Genomic DNA, 16,894 nt, shown 5'->3' on the forward strand with positions numbered 1-16,894 from the left:
TGCCGTCGCTGCCGTCGCGAACGACGGCGAGGTCGGTCCGGGGCAAGAACACTGGCGGGGCGCCCGGAAGGCGCCAGCATCTAAATAGCGTGAGGCACCGACCCGGCGCCCCGCTTCCCACCTCCCTCAAGGGGAGTGTTTTTTGACAATGGCCAGACGCGAAAGCGGGCGTGGCGATGAATAAGTGTATCAACGCGTCATCGCGTCATCGCGCCGACGCGACTGCACCGCCGCCGTCATTCCGGCCGAGCGCAGCGAGAGCCGGAACCCATTGGCCGCCCGTCGTCGGGCACGGCCCGGTCCTCGTCCTGAACCGTTCAGACAGCCGACCCGGCGCTGTGCGTTTCGTTCTCATCAGCGCGACCTTCGTTCCCGGCCGCGCTGCTCAATGGGTTCCGGGTCGGCGCTCGGCTTCGCCTCGCTGGCCCGGAATGACGAAGGCGTGGGATGGGACAAGCCCGCGACTGCGGGCCGCCGGTCGAAGACCACAAGCGCGACTGACCGATTGGATTCCGCATCCGCGCTTCCTACTTGTGCCGAAAGGCTCTAGCCTCCCGCGCAATCAGAATCGCTAGCCAAGGCTCACCATGCGCTGCCCCTATTGCCAGTCCGAAGACACGCAGGTGAAGGATTCGCGTCCCGCCGAGGATGGCGCCGCCATCCGCCGGCGCCGCGTCTGCCCCGATTGCGGCGGTCGTTTCACCACTTTCGAGCGCGTGCAGCTGCGCGATCTGGTCGTCGTCAAGAAATCGGGCCGCAAGGTGCCGTTCGACCGCGACAAGCTCGCCCGCTCGGTCGAGACGGCGGTGCGCAAGCGCAATGTCGATCCCGACCGCATCGACCGCGCCGTCACCGGCATCGTGCGCCAGCTCGAAAGCTCGGGCGAGACCGAGATTCCCTCGGCCGAGGTCGGGCGCCTGGTGATGGACGCGTTGAAGTCGCTGGACGACGTCGCTTATGTGCGGTTCGCCTCGGTCTATCGCAATTTCCGCGAAGCCAAGGATTTCCATGACGTGCTCGGCGAGCTGAAGGGCGACGAGGACGCCGGCTAGACCGTGGTTTCGCACAGCAGCCCAGAACAGCACGCCCTCGACCGCCGTTTCATGGCGGCGGCGATCCGCCTGTCGCGGCGCAATCTTGGCCGCACCGCCACCAACCCCTCCGTCGGCACCATCATCGTGCGCGACGACGGCAATGGCCCGATGATCGTCGGCACCGGAGTAACCGCGATCGGCGGGCGTCCGCATGCCGAGACCGAGGCCCTGGCCGAGGCCGGCCCGCTGGCGCAAGGCGCCACCGCCTATGTGACGCTGGAGCCCTGTGCGCATCACGGCCGCACGCCGCCTTGCGCCAACGCGCTGGTTTCGGCCGGCATCGCCCGGGTGGTCGGGGCCGCCAGCGACCCCGATCCGCGGGTGTCCGGCAAGGGCTACGCCATTCTGAGGACCGCCGGCGTCGAAGTGGTCGAGCGGCTGCTCGCCGAGGAAGCCGCCGAACAGATGGCCGGTTATATGAACCGGTCGCTCAAGAAGCGGCCTGAAGTGGTTCTGAAACTTGCGCTGTCGGCCGACGGCATGATCGGCCGCAAGGGCGACGGCCAGATATCGATCACCGGCGACGCGGCGCGGCGCGAGGTGCATCTGATCCGGGCGGAAACCGACGCGGTGCTGATCGGTATCGGCACCGCGCTGGAGGACGATCCGGCGCTCACCGTGCGATTGCCCGGACTGGAGACACATTCGCCGGCGCGCATCGTGCTCGACCGCCACATCCGGTTGCCGGAAAACGCCAAGCTGGTGGCCGAGGCTGACCGTGTGCCGCTCTACATCGCCGCCTGCGCCGAGGCCGACCCGCATCGGCGGGCGGCGCTCGAACGGCGCGGCGTGCGCTTCATCGGCACCGAGACGATCGATGGCCGCGTCGCCTTGCCGGAACTCATGGAGGATCTGGCCGCGCTCGGCATGGCGAGTGTGCTGGTCGAGGGCGGCGCGGAGGTGGCGAAAGCCTTTCTCGACGAGGGCTTGGTCGACCGTATCGTGCTGTTCACCGGGCCGGAGGCGATCGGCGAGGGCGGCATTGCCTCGCCCGTCGACGCGGGCAGCATTCCGGCCGGATTCCGCAAATTGCGCGAGACCCGCTTCGGCGAGGATCGCGCCACCGAATGGATAAGGGATATCTACTGATGTTCACCGGCATCGTCACCGACATCGGCACCGTCGCCGCCGTCAGCCCGCGCAAGGAAGGCGTCGGCCTGCGCATCGACACCAGATACGATCCCGCCACCATCGACATCGGCGCCTCGATCTCCTGCGGCGGCGTCTGCCTGACGGTGACGGCGCTGCCCGAACAGGGCTCGAACGCCCGCTGGTTCGAGGTCGAGGCGTGGGAAGAGGCGCTGAGGCTGACGACGGCGTCCGGCTGGCAGGCCGGCACGCGCATCAATCTGGAACGGGCGCTGAAGATCGGCGACGAACTGGGCGGCCATATCGTGTCCGGCCATGTCGACGGCACCGCCACTATCCTGGCGCGGGAGGACGAGGGCGAGGCCGTGCGTTTCACGCTGGAAGCGCCGCGCGAACTCGCCAGGTTCATCGCGCCGAAGGGGTCGGTGGCGTTGGACGGCACCTCGCTCACCGTCAACAAGGTGGAAGGCACACGCTTCGACGTGCTTCTGATCCACCATTCGCTGCAGGTCACCACCTGGGCGGACCGGCAGGCAGGCGACCGCGTCAATCTCGAGATCGACACCATGGCGCGTTATGCGGCGCGCCTGGTGGAGGCCGCTAAAGAGGGGCTCTGACGGAGCCGAACGCCGCCGGCCGGCCAAGACACTGAAACGTCGCTTGCGCCCGCCGCCGCTTCGGCCTAAGTCACCGGCAATCCCGGAGACCTTCATGGCTGGCATATCCCAACACGGCAAGGCGTTCATCCGTCCCGAGCGGAACGCCCATCTACTCATCATCGAGGCGCGTTTCCACGACGACCTCGCCGACGCGCTGCTCGACGGCGCCACCAGCGCGCTCAAGGAAGCCGGCGCAACCTGCGACATCGTCACGGTTCCGGGTTCCCTGGAAATTCCGGCGGTCATCGCCTTCGCGCTCGACGGCATGGCCGAGGGCGGCAAGGTGTATGACGGTTTCGTCGCGCTGGGTTCGATCATTCGCGGCGACACCTATCATTTCGACATCGTGGCCAACGAATCGAGCCGCGCGCTGATGGACCTTTCGGTGCAGGAATCGCTTTGCATCGGCAACGGCATCCTGACCACCGAGAACGACGAACAGGCCTGGGTGCGCGCCAGGAAGAGCGAAGGCGACAAGGGCGGTTTCGCCGCGCGCGCCGCGCTCACCATGATCGCGCTGAAAGACAGACTGGGAGCGCAATCGTGACCGAACCGTCCGAGCCCGGCTCCGTTCCGCGCCAGGCCAACAAGCGCGGTGCCGCTCGGCTTGCCGCCGTGCAGGCGCTCTACCAGATGGACGTCGCCGGCTCCGGCCTGCTAGAGATCACCGCCGAATACGAGGCCTTCCGGCTCGGCAAGGAAGTCGACGGCGCGCTTTACCGCGAGGCTGATGCGCAGTGGTTCCGCGCCATCCTGGCCGGCGTGGTGGAGAACCAGAAGACGGTCGATCCGGTGATCCGCCAGGCGCTGACCGACGACTGGCCGCTGTCGCGGCTCGATTCGACGCTGCGCGCCATCCTGCGCGCAGGCGTCTACGAGTTGATGAAGCGCGAGGACGTGCCGGTGGCGGTCATCGTCTCCGAATATGTCGACATCGCCAAGGCCTTCTATTCCGAGGACGAGCCGAAGCTGGTCAACGCCGTGCTCGACCGTGTGGCGCGCCGCATGCGCGGCGAGGGAAGAGGCAAGGACGCACGATGAGCGTGGTGACGGCGGCCGCACAAAACGAGGCGCGCCGCACCGCCTACATCCTGTCCGCCGCGCAGGCGGTGTTGGGCTCGGCCGGGCCGATCTGTTTCGCGCTCGGCGCGCTGGCCGGCGAATACATGCTGGGGCCGGACAAGTCGCTGGCCACCGCTCCGCTCACCGGTTACTCGGTCGGCCTGGCCGTGGGCGCGCTGCCTTCGGCGGCGCTGATCCGCAAGCTCGGCCATCGCGACGGATTTCTGGTCGGCACGGGCGTGACCGGGCTTGGCGGGCTCGTCGCCACCATCGCCCTGTTCCAGTCGAGCTTCTGGCTGTTCGTCTTCGGCCTGCTGGTCATCGGCGCGGGTGCTGCCTTCGTGCAGCAATTCCGCTTCGCCGCCGCCGACAACGCCCCGCCTGAATTCAAGGCGCGCGCCATTTCCTTCGTCCTGGCCGGCGGCATCATAACCGCCATCCTCGGCCCCCAGGTGGTGATCTTCACCAAGGACCTTCTGGCGCCGGTGCCTTTTGCCGGCGCCTTTGCCTCGATCCTCGGCCTGGTGGCCTTGGGCGCGGCGATCCTGTTCTTCCTGCGCCCCAACCATGCGACCAAGACCGTCGAGGTCGCCGCTGACGGTGGTCGCCCGCTTGCCGAAATCATCAGCCAGCCGCGCTTCTTCATCGCGCTTTTGTGCGCGGTCGGCTCCTATACGCTGATGACCTTCGTCATGACCGGCGCGCCGTTGGCCATGGTCGGCTGCGGCCTCTCGTCGGACGAGGCGACGCTCGGCATCTCCTGGCACGTAATGGCCATGTTCGGGCCGAGCTTCTTTACCGGGCGGCTCATTCACCGTTTCGGCGCTCCGGCCATCGTGGCGATCGGCTTCGTTTTGTTGATCGCCTGCGCAGTGGTGGCGCTCTCGGGAATCCAGCTGTGGCAGTTCTGGACCACGCTGATCCTGCTTGGGCTCGGCTGGAATTTCGGCTTCATCGGTTCGACCGCCATGGTGACGGAAAGCTACCGGCCGGAAGAGAAGGGAACCATCCAGGGTTTCCACGACCTCGTGCTGTTCGGTGCGGTGGCGTTCGCCTCGCTGATGTCAGGAGCGGTCTACAATGCCTGGGGCTGGAACATGCTGGCCTGGGTGGTGTTTCCGATATCGCTTCTGTGCCTTGTCGCGCTCGGCGGGCTTCGCATGACGGCTTTGCGCGCAGCCAACTGACACGACGCTGTCGGGATAGGTGCCGCGAACGCGCGCGGCCCAGATAAAAATATTGCGCTTACCCTCCATCTTATGAAACCGTATGCCCCGACTGGCCGTCTGGGTCGTGCGATATGCAATAATCGTTTCCGGTTCCATCAGAGGGATTTGCCGCCATGTCTTCAACCAGGTTTTTCGCCGGCGCGCTCGTGGCGTTCGGCCTTTCCGTCGCCTCGGCCAATGCCGCCGACGTCGTCGTTTCCTCCAAGATCGACACCGAGGGCGGGGTGCTGGGCAACATCATCCAGTCGGTGCTGAACGCCAACGGCATCAAGACCGTCGACCGCATCCAGCTCGGCGCCACGCCGGTGGTGCGCAAGGCGATCATCGCCGGCGAGATCGACATTTATCCCGAATATACGGGCAACGCCGCCTTCTTCTTCGAGAAGGCCGACGATCCGATCTGGAAGGATGCGGCCAAGGGTTACGAAGCGGCCAAGAAGCTTGAATACGACGCCAACAAGATCGTCTGGCTGACGCCGTCGCCGGCCAACAACACCTGGGCGATCGCGTTGCGCAAGGATGTCGCCGATGCCAACAAGCTGGCCTCGCTCAGCGACTTCGGCAAATACGTCTCCGGTGGCGGCAAGGTGGTGCTGGCGGCCTCGGCCGAGTTCGTCAATTCGGCGGCGGCCCTGCCGGCTTTCCAGACCACCTACGGCTTCAAGCTGAAGTCGGATCAACTGATCACGCTTTCGGGCGGCGACACGGCGGCCACCATCGGCGCCGCCGCCAACCAGACCAATGGCGCCAATGCGGCGATGGTCTACGGCACCGACGGCGGCATCGCGCCGTCCGGGCTGGTGGTGCTCGCCGACGACAAGAACGTGCAGCCGGTCTATCAGCCGACGCCAATCATCCGCGAGGCGGTGCTGAAGGAAAATCCGAAGATCGCCGACCTCCTGAAGCCGGTCTTCGAGAAGCTCGATCTGGTGACGCTGCAGGAACTGAACGGCCGCGTCCAGGTCGGTGGCGAGCCGGCCAAGGCGGTTGCCGAGGACTTCCTGAAGAAAAACGGCTTCCTGAAGTAAGGCATGAAGAGCTTGCCGGCGCCCGCTGAACGGGCGCCGGTTCGCCGGGGACAGGCATTGTGGGCATTCGCTTCGACAAGCTGGGCGTTGTGATCGCCGCGATTGCCGCCTATGCGGCGTTCCTGGCGCCGTTTGCCACGTTCCGTGCCAATCGCATCGTGCCGGGGCAAGGGCGATCCATCGTCGAGGCACTCCCATCGGGCAGTGGGGCGCTGCTTTTGGCGCTGGTGGTTGTCGCGACCGTCGTGGCGCTCGTGAAGACGCCATTGATCTGGCGTCTGGTGGCAAGCGTGGCCGTGCTTGGCGCGCTGGCGCTGGCGATCGGCGCCGCCGGCACCTTTTTGACCCCGGCCGGCAATACCTTCGCCCGTATCTCGCCGGCTTCCGGCTTCTGGCTGCTGATCTTCGCCTTCACGCTGCTCTTGGCCGACGTCCTGACCCGGCTCGAGCTGTCGCCGCTGGCGCGCATCGGCATTCTTGTGATCGCCGCGGTTGCGATCGGCATCCTGCTCGCCTCGGGCAGCTGGGACAGCCTTTCAATCCTCAAGGAATATGCCAATCGCGCTGGCAGCTTCTGGGCCGAAGCGCGCAAGCATCTGACGCTGGCGCTGGGTTCGCTGGCTGCGGCGGTTGTCGTCGGCCTGCCGCTGGGCATCCTGTGCCACCGGGTCGAGCCGATGAAGGCGGCGGTGCTCAACGTGCTCAACATCATCCAGACGATCCCGTCGATCGCGCTGTTCGGCATGCTGATCGCGCCGCTCGGCTGGGTGGCGCTGCATGTGCCGGGGGCGGCGGCGCTCGGCATTCGCGGCATCGGCACCGCGCCGGCCTTCGTGGCGCTGTTCCTCTATTCGCTGCTGCCGGTCGTCGCCAACACCGTGGTGGGACTGGCCGGCGTGCCGCAGGCCGCAAACGAGGCGGCGCGCGGCATGGGCATGACCAGCCGGCAGCGCCTGTTCGACGTCGAGTTCCCGCTGGCCTTTCCGGTGATTTTGACCGGCATCCGCATCGTGCTGGTCCAGAACGTCGGGCTCGCCACCATCGCCGCATTGATCGGCGGCGGCGGTTTCGGGGTTTTTGTGTTCCAGGGCGTCGGCCAGACGGCGATGGACCTTGTTCTGCTCGGTGCCGTGCCAACCGTGGCGCTGGCCTTCGCGGCGGGCATCGTGCTCGACGCCATCATCGAACTGACCGCAACGAGACGGCGCAGGGAAGCGGTAGCATGATCGAGATCGAAAACATCACCAAGCGTTATGACGACCAGACCGTGGTCGACGATGTCTCGATGGTGATCGAGCCGCGCACCATCGCCGCCATCGTCGGCACGTCGGGGTCGGGCAAGACGACGCTGTTGCGCATGATCAACCGGCTGGTCGAGCCGACCTCCGGCACGATCAAGCTGGACGGCGTCGACAACCATTCGCTGCCCGACTACGAACTGCGCCGCTCGATCGGCTATGCCATCCAGGGCCATGGCCTGTTCCCGCACCGCACGGTGGCCCAGAACATCGCCACCGTGCCGCTGCTGCTCGGCTGGGACAAGGAGCGTATCGACGAGCGCGTCGACGAGTTGCTGCGCCTGTTCCAGCTCGATCCCGCCGCCTTCGGCCCGCGCTATCCGCACGAATTGTCCGGCGGTCAGCAGCAACGCGTCGGTGTGGCGCGCGCGCTGGCCGCCAAGCCCAACGTGCTTTTGATGGACGAGCCGTTCGGCGCGCTCGACCCGATCATCCGCACCAAGGCGCAGGAAGACCTGCTGGCGATCCAGAAGCATTTCGGCACCACCATCATCCTGGTTACGCACGACATGGAGGAGGCGGTGCATCTCGGCCACAAGATCGCCGTCATGGATGGCGGCAAGCTGGTGCAATATGCCAAGCCCGCCGAGATCCTGGCGAAACCGGCCAGTTCCTTCGTCGAGACACTGGTCGGCTCGTCCGAGCGGCCGTTCCGGCTCCTGTCGCTCGGCCGCGTCGCCGATGCGGTCGAGAAGGGTACGGCGGAAGGCGAGGCCATCCCCGCCGAGGCCAGCCAGCGCGACGCGCTGGCCGAGCTTTTGTGGTCGGGTCGTCCCGCATTGCCGGTCAAGGGCGCCGACGGCAAGGCGCTCGGTCGGGTCACCGTGGATGGGCTGGTCAAACTGGCGGCGAGACCGGCATGAGACGGTTCCTGCCCGCACTGTTGCGGTTGGCGCTGTTCGTGATCCTGGTGGCGTTCATCGTCAGCCCGGACTGGTTCGAGCCGTTGCTCAAGCCGCTGACGGAAAACAACGCGCCGGCGATCTACAATCAGGGCAGCCTGTTGACGCTCACCTTGCAGCATCTGGGCACAGTGGCGGTCGCTACGCTCGGAGCAATCATCGTCGCCATCGGGCTGGCGATCCTGGTGACACGGCCCTTCGGCGCCGAATTCCTGCCGCTGTCGCGCAGCCTGGTCAATATCGGCCAGACCTTCCCGCCGGTGGCGGTGCTGGCGCTGACCGTGCCGGCGGTCGGCTTCGGCGAGAAGCCGACGCTGATCGCGCTCTTCCTCTACGGCCTGCTGCCGATCTTCGAGAACGCGCTGACCGGTCTCACCACGCTGCCGGGCAATGTGGTTGAGGCGGCGAGGGGGGCCGGCATGACCAGTCGTCAGCGACTGCTCAAGGTGGAGCTGCCGCTCAGCCTGCCGGTCATCCTGGCCGGCATCCGGCTTTCGGTGGTCATCAGCCTGGCTACCGCGACGATCGGTTCCACGGTGGCGGCCAAGACTTTGGGTGAGGTCATCATCGCTGGCCTCATCTCCAACAATCTCGCCTTCGTCGTGCAAGGCGGCCTGATCGTCGCCGGGCTCGCCGTCTTCATCTATGACGGCCTGGTCGCGTTGGAACGCGTGGCGGCGCGCCGCATGGGTCTGTCGGGCCTTTAACCGCCTCAGGCTGGGCCGAACGGCCGTCGTCCTTCAGCGTCGGGATGCCGCCGCGGGATGGTCGAGCGTGATTTCCAGCCTTGTCCCGCTGCTATCCGCGATCCAACGGCGCCGGATGATGGAAAACGCGTGATGATCGGCGGCGTTTTCCAGTGAGACAAGATCATCCACCGCGCAGGTTTCCGGCAGTTGCAAGGCCGCAAGCGTCGCCGAAAGGCCGTGGGCGGCAGCGTGGCGGCTCGCGGTCGCGGTCAAGGCGATGACGACGGGATGGATTGCGTGCCGGGCGGGACTCGGCAATCTTCCGTCACCGTGACTTGCACCATCGAAAGCAGAAGGGGCTTTTGCCATGACGTCACGTCTTTCCAAGATCATCATGTGCCTGTGTCTGGCGGTTTTCGCCTTCCTTGTCGCCTTTGGCAACATCACCGACTATGGCTCGAACTTCGCCTTTGTCCAACACGTGCTGTCCATGGACACGACGTTCCCTGGCAACGCATTGATGTACCGCTCCATTACCAATCCGGCGCTTTGGACAGCCGGCTACTGGTTGATCATCGCCGGCGAGGCGTTGACCTGCGTGCTCTTCCTGATCGCCGCATGGAACCTGTGGAGCGCCCGCAACGGCAGCGGGGCAGCGTTCAACAAGGCCAAGAATTTCGCGATCGTCGCCACCACCATGGGCTTTCTCGTATGGTATTTCGGCTTCATGGCGATTGGCGGCGAATGGTTTGCCATGTGGCAGTCAAAGACCTGGAACGGCCAGGAAGCGGCTTTCAAGTTCTACATGACCATGCTTGTCGTGCTGATTTACGTCATGCAGCCGGACCACGATCTGGCCGATTAACAAGGGGTCGTCCTATCGGGGCTCGTCGCCGGCGCCGCGAAACGACGGCGCCGGCGTTCACCACCTTGGTGCGGACAGGCCGACTGGCCCAACAAGACCGCGCTAAAGTGTCGCAAGGAAATGCGGGCAAATGTCGCACGCCGGCTTGACGGTCGAGACCGCGGCTCTGCATAAATCGCTGCGAGGGGTCGGGACTCTGCTCAGAGCCCCGGTTCGGTTCCACGGCCCGGGGGAGGAGGTCTGCCGGGCCACAGATCGAGGAAAAATCCGCACATGAGTATGCTTTTTGTCGTCATCCTCTGCGGCGTGCTTTCGATCGTCTACGCCATATGGGCTACGCAGTCCGTACTGGCATCCGATCAGGGCAACGCCCGCATGCAGGAAATCGCCGCGGCCATCCGCGAGGGCGCGCAAGCCTATCTGGCGCGCCAGTACACCACCATCGCCATTGTCGGGGTCGTCGTGTTCCTGCTGGCCTGGTGGCTGCTTTCGGGTACCGCTGCGATCGGTTTCCTGGTCGGCGCCGTGCTTTCGGGCGCCGCTGGCTTCATAGGCATGCACGTTTCGGTGCGCGCCAATGTGCGCACCGCGCAGGCTGCATCGAACAGCCTGGCGGCCGGTCTCGACATCGCCTTCAAGTCGGGTGCCATCACCGGCCTTCTGGTGGCCGGCCTCGCGCTGCTCGGCGTCTCCGTCTACTACTGGGTGCTGACCGGCCCGCTCGGCCTGGCCCCCGGCGACCGCAAGGTCATCGATTCGCTGGTGGCGCTCGGCTTCGGCGCTTCGCTCATCTCGATCTTCGCCCGTCTCGGCGGCGGCATCTTCACCAAGGGTGCCGATGTCGGCGGCGATCTGGTCGGCAAGGTCGAAGCCGGAATTCCGGAAGATGATCCGCGCAACCCGGCCACGATCGCCGACAATGTGGGCGACAATGTCGGCGACTGCGCCGGCATGGCGGCCGACCTGTTCGAGACCTATGCGGTGACCGTGGTCGCCACCATGGTGCTTGCGGCGATCTTCTTTGCCGGCACGCCCGTTCTGTCGAGCATGATGCTCTACCCGCTCGTCATCTGCGGCGCCTGCATCGTCACCTCGATCATCGGCACCTTCTTCGTCAAGCTGGGGTCGAACGGCTCCATCATGGGCGCGCTCTACAAGGGCCTGATCGTCACCGGCCTGCTCTCCATCGTCGGCCTAGGTGCCGCCACCTCGATGACCATCGGCTGGGGCGACATCCAGGCCGCTGCCGGGCAGCATCCGGTCAACGGCACCAAGCTGTTCATCTGCGGGCTGGTCGGCCTCTTGGTGACGGCGCTGATCGTGGTGATCACCGAATACTACACCGGCACCAACAAGCGCCCGGTCAATTCGATCGCCCAGGCCTCGGTCACCGGTCACGGCACCAACGTCATCCAGGGCCTCGCGGTCTCGCTGGAATCGACGGCGCTGCCGGCCATCGTCATCGTCGGCGGCATCATCGGCACCTATCAGCTGGCCGGCCTGTTCGGCACGGCCATCGCAGTCACCACCATGCTCGGCCTTGCCGGCATGATCGTGGCGCTCGACGCGTTCGGCCCGGTCACCGACAATGCCGGCGGTATCGCCGAAATGTCGGGCATGCCGAAGGAAGTGCGTCATTCCACCGACGCGCTCGATGCGGTCGGCAACACCACCAAGGCGGTCACCAAGGGGTATGCCATCGGTTCGGCCGGCCTCGGCGCGCTGGTGCTGTTCGCCGCCTATTCGAACGACCTGCAATATTTCGCGGCCAATGCCGCGCAATATCCTTACTTCGCCAATGTCGGCACGATCTCCTTCGACCTGTCGAACCCCTATGTGGTTGCCGGCCTGATCTTCGGCGGCCTGATCCCCTATCTGTTCGGCGGCATCGCCATGACCGCCGTCGGCCGTGCCGCAGGCGCGATCGTCGAGGAAGTGCGCAAGCAGTTCCGCGAGGATCCGGGCATCATGAAGGGCACGTCCAAGCCCAATTATGCCCGCGCCGTCGACCTTTTGACCAAGGCGGCGATCAAGGAGATGATCATCCCGTCGCTGCTGCCGGTGCTGGCGCCGCTGGTCGTCTATTTCGGCGTGCTTTTGATCTCCGGCTCCAAGGCCTCGGCCTTCGCGGCGCTCGGCGCCTCGCTGCTCGGCGTCATCGTCAACGGCCTGTTCGTGGCCATCTCGATGACCTCCGGCGGCGGTGCCTGGGACAACGCCAAGAAGTCGTTCGAGGACGGTTTCGTCGACAAGGACGGCGTCAAGCACCTGAAGGGTTCCGAGGCGCACAAGGCTTCGGTGACCGGCGACACCGTCGGCGATCCCTACAAGGATACCGCTGGTCCGGCCGTCAACCCGGCGATCAAGATCACCAACATCGTGGCGCTGCTGCTTCTGGCAGTGCTCGCCCACGGCTGACGCGCAAGAACCTCCGCCCGGTCGCATTGGCCGGGCGGCGGCGACAAATCAAAAAAACCCGCGGGAGCGATCCTGCGGGTTTTTTCATGGACGATGGTGCTGTGGGCGTAGCCCGCGCGCCTAGAGCAGCGAGCCAGCGCTCGGCTTGAGCTTGCCGGCGCCGGAAATGATCTGGCCGAGGAAGTTCTGGTCCTTGCCGCCGGTCGGCGTCGTGCGCGAGATGAAGTCGAACACCCTGCCGTCCTTGAGGCCGTAATTGGCGATGCGGGCGACGCGGTTGTCGGCGCCGAAATAGACGGCCAGTACCTTCTGGTCGACCACGCCGGGATTGGCGAAGGCGACCGGGCGGCGGCGCGTCTGGGAAATGTAATAGAAGACCTCGTTGTCGAAGGTCGCGGTGGTGGACGGCGTGCCCAGAGACAGGAGCACCTGTTCGCGGCTGGAGCCGACCGGCACCGAATCCAGCGTCTGCTGGTCGACGACATAGCCCTGGGTCAGCGTCTCGCCGGGGGTCAGGTCCCCGAACATCTTGGACGAATTGCAGCCAGAGAGCGCCGATACGACGATCAGCATCGAGGCGACGGAAGCGGGACCTGCCAAGGCGGTCGACTTGAATTTCAGCGCGCGCAACAACAACTCCATAGTCCGCTCTCGGGCACCGGCTTGCGCGAGGCGGCAAAACCGGTAAACCAGCTTAGCCGCCGATGCAACAATCGTGCCTTAACAAACAGGTCCCTGGGAGACCGTCCCCAATGTTTCAGCGCCTGTTCGGCCGCGAACGCCATGCCAACCGCGCCATCACCGAGGCGCTGTACGGACAAATCGTGGCGGCGGCGCGGCAAACTTTCTTTTATTCGGACTGGAATGTGCCGGATATGCCACTCGGTCGTTTCGAGATGCTGTCGCTGCACATGTTCCTGTTCCAGCATCGCCTGCATGGCGAAAGCGGCGTCGCCGCCGACGTCGCCCAGGTGCTGATCGACGAGTTCTTCACCGATGTCGATCATTCGCTGCGCGAGCTCGGCATCAGCGATGTCGGCGTGCCGAAGCGGATGAAGAAGCTCGCCAAGATGTATTATGGCCGCACCGCCGCCTATGCCGACGCGCTGGAGCGCAACGACGCGGGCGATCTCGGCGCAGCGCTCGGCCGCAATGTCCGCCCCGATGTCGCGGAATGGCCGGAGGCCGCGGCGCTGGCCGCCTATGTGATGCGGGCGAGGGATGAATTGGCCGCCCAGCCGACCGCGACGATCTGCACCGGCACGGTCGTCTTTCCGGCGGCGGCCGGTTGAAGGATGATGATCATGCAAAACGAACCCGGTTCCAGAAGTTCGGTATCGTTCGAGGCGCATGTCTCGCGTTTGCCGCAAAAAGGCATGCCTGTGCGCATCGAAGCCACTGCCGCGCAACGCGAGGCGCTGGCCAAGGACCATGAACTGCAGTCGGTCGAACGGTATGTCGCCGATCTCCTGGTGACGCCCTGGAAACGGCATGGCGTGAAGGTCAGCGGCAGCGTCGAGGCCGACATCACCCAGGCCTGCGTGGTGACGCTGGAGCCGGTGACGACGCATATCGACGAAGCGGTCGAGGGTCTGTTCCTGCCGGAAGAATCAAAGCTTGGCCGGCAGGGCTTCGAGGGCGGCGGCGAGATCCTGATCGATGCCGACGGGCCGGACAGTCCGGAGACGTTCTCGGGCGACACCATCGATGTCGGCGCGCTGGCCGAGCAGTTTTTCGGACTGGGAATCGACCCTTATCCCCGCAAGCCCGGCGTGGAGTTGGAACTCGCCCCGGACGAGGCCGAGCCCGAAAGCGAATTCCAGCGGAAGCTCAAATCGCTGCTCGGAAAATCCTGAAAGCAGCGGGAAGGCGACAAAAGCCGGTTGTGTGGAGACTCAAAACCGCTATTTTCGCCAAAAGTCATGATGGCCCGAAGCCAACACACGAGATGAACAACGCGTGATTAAAATTTCCATCGATGCCATGGGCGGTGACCACGGACCCAACGTGGTCATCCCGGCGCTCCAGATAGTCGCCACCCGCCGCCCGGACATCCGTTTCGCCATTTATGGCCGCGAAGAGGTCGTGCGGCCGGAACTGGCGAAATTTCCCGGTCTCGCCGAGAAAAGCGAACTGATCCATTGCGATGTCGCCGTGCGCATGGACGACAAGCCAAGCCAGGCCTTGCGCCACGGCCGCTGGAAGTCGTCGATGTGGAAGGCGATCGAGGCGGTGAAGGCCGGTTCGGCCGACGCCTGCGTTTCCGCCGGCAACACCGGCGCGCTGATGGCGATGTCGAAGTTCTGCCTGCGCACCATGGCCACCATCGACCGGCCGGCGATCGCCGCGATCTGGCCGAACATGCGCGGCGAAAGCGTGGTGCTGGATGTCGGCGCCACCATCGGTGCCGACGCGCACCAGCTTATCGATTTCGCCATTCTCGGCACCGGCATGGCGCGTGCCGTGTTTGGCATCGAGCGGCCGACCGTCGGCCTGCTCAATGTCGGCGTCGAGGAGGTCAAGGGCCAGGAAGAGGTCAAGGAAGCCGGGCGCATGCTGCGCGAGGCCAACATGGCCTCCATGAGCTATCACGGTTTCGTCGAGGGCGACGATATCGGCAAGGGCACGGTCGACGTGGTGGTGACCGAAGGTTTCGCCGGCAACATCGCGCTGAAGACCGCCGAAGGCACCGCCCGCCAGATCGGCGGTTATCTGCGCGCCGCGATGAGCCGTACCCTGATGGCCCGCATCGGCTATCTCTTCGCCAAGGGGGCTTTCGACCTTTTGCGCGAAAAAATGGATGTCAGCCGCTCCAATGGCGGTGTCTTCCTCGGACTGAACGGGGTCGTGGTAAAAAGCCACGGCGGTGCTGATTCGGCGGGGTTTGCGGCGGCCGTGGAACTGGCCTACGACATGGTGCGCAACCGGCTGCTCGACCGGATCGAAGCGGATCTCGATCTGTTCCACGCTCGTAATCCGCAGTCACCGGCAATCAGACGGTCCGACGTCGCAGCCGACGAAGAAGGATAAAAAGACTTGATTAGATCAGTCGTGCGCGGCACGGGCCAGTCACTGCCCCGCCGCATCATGAAGAATGCCGATTTCGAAGGCATGGTCGAGACGTCGGACGAGTGGATCGCCCAGCGGACCGGCATCCGCCAGCGCCATATCGCCTCCGACGACGAGACGACGGCGTCGCTCGGCGAGGGGGCGGCGCGCGCCGCACTTGCCGATGCCGGTCTGACCCCGGACGACATCGACCTGATCGTGCTGGCGACGTCGACGCCCAACAACACGTTCCCCGCCACCGCGGTCGAAATCCAGCAGCGGCTCGGCATGCGCCACGGCTACGCCTTCGACATGCAGGCGGTGTGTTCCGGCTTCGTCTATGCCGTCACCACGGCCGATGCCTATATCCGCGCCGGGCTGGCCAAGCGTGTCCTGGTGATCGGCTCCGAGACATTCTCGCGCATTCTCGACTGGAGCGACCGCTCGACCTGCGTTCTGTTCGGCGATGGCGCCGGCGCAATGGTGCTGGAAGCGACGGAAGGGGCGGGCACCATCGCCGACCGCGGCGTTCTGGCTGCCTCCCTGCGTTCCGACGGTACGCACAAGGAAAAACTCTATGTCGACGGCGGTCCGTCGACCACCGGCACGGTCGGCCATCTCAGGATGGAGGGGCGCGAGGTTTTCAAGCATGCCGTGGGCATGATCACGGACGTCATAGAGGCGACGTTCTCGCAAGCCGGCATCACCGCCGACGATCTCGACTGGTTCGTGCCGCATCAGGCCAACAAGCGCATCATCGACGCTTCCGCCAAGAAGCTCGGCATTGCCGAGGAGAAGGTGGTGATAACCGTCAATCTGCACGGCAACACTTCGGCCGCATCGGTGCCGCTGGCGCTGGCCATCGCAGCTGCGGACGGGCGGATCAAGCGCGGCGACCTCGTGCTTCTGGAGGCGATGGGCGGCGGTTTTACCTGGGGTGCCGTGCTCGTCAGATGGTGAGGCGAACCGGTCGGTTCGGTCCTTGACCTTGTCGAGTCAATTACTTAGGCTCCGGCGGCGTTTGATCGATACATTTGAGATAACTGATAGGGCGGTCCGATGGGAGGAAAGACACTGACACGTGCCGACCTTGCGGAGGCCGTTTATCGGAAGGTCGGCCTGTCGCGCACGGAGTCTGCCGAACTGGTCGAAGCGGTGCTCGACGAGATTTGCGAGGCGATCGTGCGCGGGGAGACGGTGAAGCTGTCATCCTTCGCCACTTTCCATGTTCGTTCCAAGAACGAACGGATCGGCCGCAATCCCAAGACCGGCGAGGAAGTGCCGATTCTGCCGCGCCGGGTGATGACCTTCAAGGCGTCCAACGTGCTGAAAAGCCGTATCCTGCGCTCGCACCAGACCAACAAGTCCAAGGCCGGCAAATAGCCGGTGGCCTCATTCAACGGTTGAAAACCTGGCCCGGCTTGATGCCGGGCTTGAATATTTGGCGATAAACCGCTGAAATGAGCTTCGATTCGGCGCAATCGGCGTCGAATCTTCGGTTGTCTGTTGTTTG

At 65.1% G+C, this 16,894-nt stretch carries 19 protein-coding genes; 17 read left to right on the forward strand and 2 right to left on the reverse strand.

Annotation, left to right across the window (positions count from 1 at the left end; translation table 11 throughout):
• The first annotated feature begins 587 nt into the window (after positions 1-587).
• The 10 genes from nrdR (at position 588) to AB4136_RS30750 (ending at position 9,068) form a co-directional block, all read left to right on the forward strand.
• Entirely contained in the window at positions 588-1,052 is a 465-nt protein-coding gene (gene nrdR, locus AB4136_RS30705; protein WP_024926294.1) for a transcriptional regulator NrdR, read from the forward strand.
• Between the two features lie 51 nt (positions 1,053-1,103).
• Entirely contained in the window at positions 1,104-2,183 is a 1,080-nt protein-coding gene (gene ribD / locus AB4136_RS30710) for a bifunctional diaminohydroxyphosphoribosylaminopyrimidine deaminase/5-amino-6-(5-phosphoribosylamino)uracil reductase RibD (RefSeq protein ID WP_137900615.1), read from the forward strand.
• Positions 2,183-2,800, forward strand: a complete 618-nt coding sequence (locus AB4136_RS30715) for a riboflavin synthase (RefSeq protein WP_137900616.1) — start codon at positions 2,183-2,185, stop codon at positions 2,798-2,800. The genes ribD and AB4136_RS30715 overlap by 1 nt, the downstream gene beginning before the upstream one ends.
• A gap of 94 nt (positions 2,801-2,894) precedes the next feature.
• A complete protein-coding gene (gene ribH, locus AB4136_RS30720; protein WP_024926297.1) occupies positions 2,895-3,389 on the forward strand; it encodes a 6,7-dimethyl-8-ribityllumazine synthase in 495 nt (164 codons plus the stop codon).
• Positions 3,386-3,883: a transcription antitermination factor NusB gene (nusB, locus tag AB4136_RS30725; RefSeq protein ID WP_024926298.1), complete on the forward strand. Its 498-nt coding sequence runs from the start codon at positions 3,386-3,388 to the stop codon at positions 3,881-3,883. Before ribH ends, nusB begins: the two co-directional genes overlap by 4 nt.
• A complete protein-coding gene (locus tag AB4136_RS30730) occupies positions 3,880-5,091 on the forward strand; it encodes an MFS transporter (protein WP_137900573.1) in 1,212 nt (403 codons plus the stop codon). Before nusB ends, AB4136_RS30730 begins: the two co-directional genes overlap by 4 nt.
• Before the next feature lie 155 nt (positions 5,092-5,246).
• On the forward strand, positions 5,247-6,161 hold the full coding sequence (gene osmF / locus AB4136_RS30735) for a glycine betaine ABC transporter substrate-binding protein OsmF (protein WP_024926300.1): 915 nt from the start codon (positions 5,247-5,249) through the stop codon (positions 6,159-6,161).
• A gap of 59 nt (positions 6,162-6,220) precedes the next feature.
• Positions 6,221-7,387, forward strand: coding sequence for an ABC transporter permease (locus AB4136_RS30740; RefSeq protein ID WP_137900574.1), 1,167 nt, complete (start codon positions 6,221-6,223; stop codon positions 7,385-7,387).
• Positions 7,384-8,322 carry an ABC transporter ATP-binding protein gene (locus AB4136_RS30745; RefSeq protein ID WP_137900575.1) on the forward strand — a complete coding sequence of 313 codons (939 nt, stop codon included), beginning with the start codon at positions 7,384-7,386 and terminating at the stop codon, positions 8,320-8,322. Before AB4136_RS30740 ends, AB4136_RS30745 begins: the two co-directional genes overlap by 4 nt.
• Positions 8,319-9,068 (forward strand): ABC transporter permease, encoded by a 750-nt coding sequence (locus AB4136_RS30750; protein WP_137900576.1) that lies wholly within the window; start codon positions 8,319-8,321, stop codon positions 9,066-9,068. Before AB4136_RS30745 ends, AB4136_RS30750 begins: the two co-directional genes overlap by 4 nt.
• 33 nt (positions 9,069-9,101) lie before the next feature.
• Here AB4136_RS30750 and AB4136_RS30755 read toward each other — a convergent pair whose 3' ends face one another.
• The gene (locus AB4136_RS30755) at positions 9,102-9,368 is read right to left on the reverse strand and encodes a hypothetical protein (protein WP_441932109.1); all 267 of its coding nucleotides are present in this window, start codon (positions 9,366-9,368) and stop codon (positions 9,102-9,104) included.
• Between the two features lie 49 nt (positions 9,369-9,417).
• On the opposite strand from AB4136_RS30755, the gene AB4136_RS30760 reads away from it, so the two are divergent.
• Positions 9,418-9,915 (forward strand): DUF2165 domain-containing protein, encoded by a 498-nt coding sequence (locus tag AB4136_RS30760; RefSeq protein ID WP_137900578.1) that lies wholly within the window; start codon positions 9,418-9,420, stop codon positions 9,913-9,915.
• 273 nt (positions 9,916-10,188) lie between these two features.
• A complete protein-coding gene (locus AB4136_RS30765; RefSeq protein WP_137900579.1) occupies positions 10,189-12,333 on the forward strand; it encodes a sodium-translocating pyrophosphatase in 2,145 nt (714 codons plus the stop codon).
• Between the two features lie 120 nt (positions 12,334-12,453).
• On the opposite strand, the gene AB4136_RS30770 is transcribed toward AB4136_RS30765, so the two are convergent.
• A complete protein-coding gene (locus tag AB4136_RS30770; RefSeq protein ID WP_024926307.1) occupies positions 12,454-12,963 on the reverse strand; it encodes an outer membrane protein assembly factor BamE in 510 nt (169 codons plus the stop codon).
• A gap of 122 nt (positions 12,964-13,085) precedes the next feature.
• Between AB4136_RS30770 and AB4136_RS30775 the strand changes: the two genes are divergently transcribed.
• The 5 genes from AB4136_RS30775 to AB4136_RS30795 all read left to right on the forward strand — a co-directional run bounded on the left by AB4136_RS30775 (position 13,086) and on the right by AB4136_RS30795 (position 16,764).
• The gene (locus AB4136_RS30775; protein WP_137900580.1) at positions 13,086-13,625 is read left to right on the forward strand and encodes a ubiquinol-cytochrome C chaperone family protein; all 540 of its coding nucleotides are present in this window, start codon (positions 13,086-13,088) and stop codon (positions 13,623-13,625) included.
• A 12-nt stretch (positions 13,626-13,637) separates the two neighbouring features.
• Positions 13,638-14,189, forward strand: coding sequence for a YceD family protein (locus tag AB4136_RS30780; protein WP_036253999.1), 552 nt, complete (start codon positions 13,638-13,640; stop codon positions 14,187-14,189).
• A gap of 103 nt (positions 14,190-14,292) precedes the next feature.
• On the forward strand, positions 14,293-15,363 hold the full coding sequence (plsX, locus tag AB4136_RS30785; protein WP_024926310.1) for a phosphate acyltransferase PlsX: 1,071 nt from the start codon (positions 14,293-14,295) through the stop codon (positions 15,361-15,363).
• Between the two features lie 6 nt (positions 15,364-15,369).
• Complete coding sequence (locus tag AB4136_RS30790; RefSeq protein WP_024926311.1) at positions 15,370-16,341, forward strand: beta-ketoacyl-ACP synthase III; 972 nt, start codon at positions 15,370-15,372, stop codon at positions 16,339-16,341.
• Between the two features lie 99 nt (positions 16,342-16,440).
• Positions 16,441-16,764 (forward strand): integration host factor subunit alpha, encoded by a 324-nt coding sequence (locus tag AB4136_RS30795; protein ID WP_024926312.1) that lies wholly within the window; start codon positions 16,441-16,443, stop codon positions 16,762-16,764.
• Positions 16,765-16,894: the final 130 nt, after the last annotated feature.

The organism is Mesorhizobium sp. 2RAF21 (assembly GCF_052115345.1).
GTDB classification, from domain to species: domain Bacteria; phylum Pseudomonadota; class Alphaproteobacteria; order Rhizobiales; family Rhizobiaceae; genus Mesorhizobium; species Mesorhizobium terrae.

Excerpts from the sequence above, each read along its gene's own strand:
- ribH (WP_024926297.1), top strand. The coding sequence starts at position 2,895 with ATGGCTGGCATATCCCAACACGGCAAGGCGTTCATCCGTCCCGAGCGG.
- AB4136_RS30730 (WP_137900573.1), top strand. The coding sequence starts at position 3,880 with ATGAGCGTGGTGACGGCGGCCGCACAAAACGAGGCGCGCCGCACCGCC.
- AB4136_RS30750 (WP_137900576.1), top strand. The coding sequence starts at position 8,319 with ATGAGACGGTTCCTGCCCGCACTGTTGCGGTTGGCGCTGTTCGTGATC.
- AB4136_RS30715 (WP_137900616.1), top strand. The coding sequence starts at position 2,183 with ATGTTCACCGGCATCGTCACCGACATCGGCACCGTCGCCGCCGTCAGC.
- nrdR (WP_024926294.1), top strand. The coding sequence starts at position 588 with ATGCGCTGCCCCTATTGCCAGTCCGAAGACACGCAGGTGAAGGATTCG.
- AB4136_RS30780 (WP_036253999.1), top strand. The coding sequence starts at position 13,638 with ATGCAAAACGAACCCGGTTCCAGAAGTTCGGTATCGTTCGAGGCGCAT.
- AB4136_RS30775 (WP_137900580.1), top strand. The coding sequence starts at position 13,086 with ATGTTTCAGCGCCTGTTCGGCCGCGAACGCCATGCCAACCGCGCCATC.
- AB4136_RS30760 (WP_137900578.1), top strand. The coding sequence starts at position 9,418 with ATGACGTCACGTCTTTCCAAGATCATCATGTGCCTGTGTCTGGCGGTT.
- AB4136_RS30745 (WP_137900575.1), top strand. The coding sequence starts at position 7,384 with ATGATCGAGATCGAAAACATCACCAAGCGTTATGACGACCAGACCGTG.
- AB4136_RS30795 (WP_024926312.1), top strand. The coding sequence starts at position 16,441 with ATGGGAGGAAAGACACTGACACGTGCCGACCTTGCGGAGGCCGTTTAT.
- osmF (WP_024926300.1), top strand. The coding sequence starts at position 5,247 with ATGTCTTCAACCAGGTTTTTCGCCGGCGCGCTCGTGGCGTTCGGCCTT.
- AB4136_RS30765 (WP_137900579.1), top strand. The coding sequence starts at position 10,189 with ATGAGTATGCTTTTTGTCGTCATCCTCTGCGGCGTGCTTTCGATCGTC.
- ribD (WP_137900615.1), top strand. The coding sequence starts at position 1,104 with ATGGCGGCGGCGATCCGCCTGTCGCGGCGCAATCTTGGCCGCACCGCC.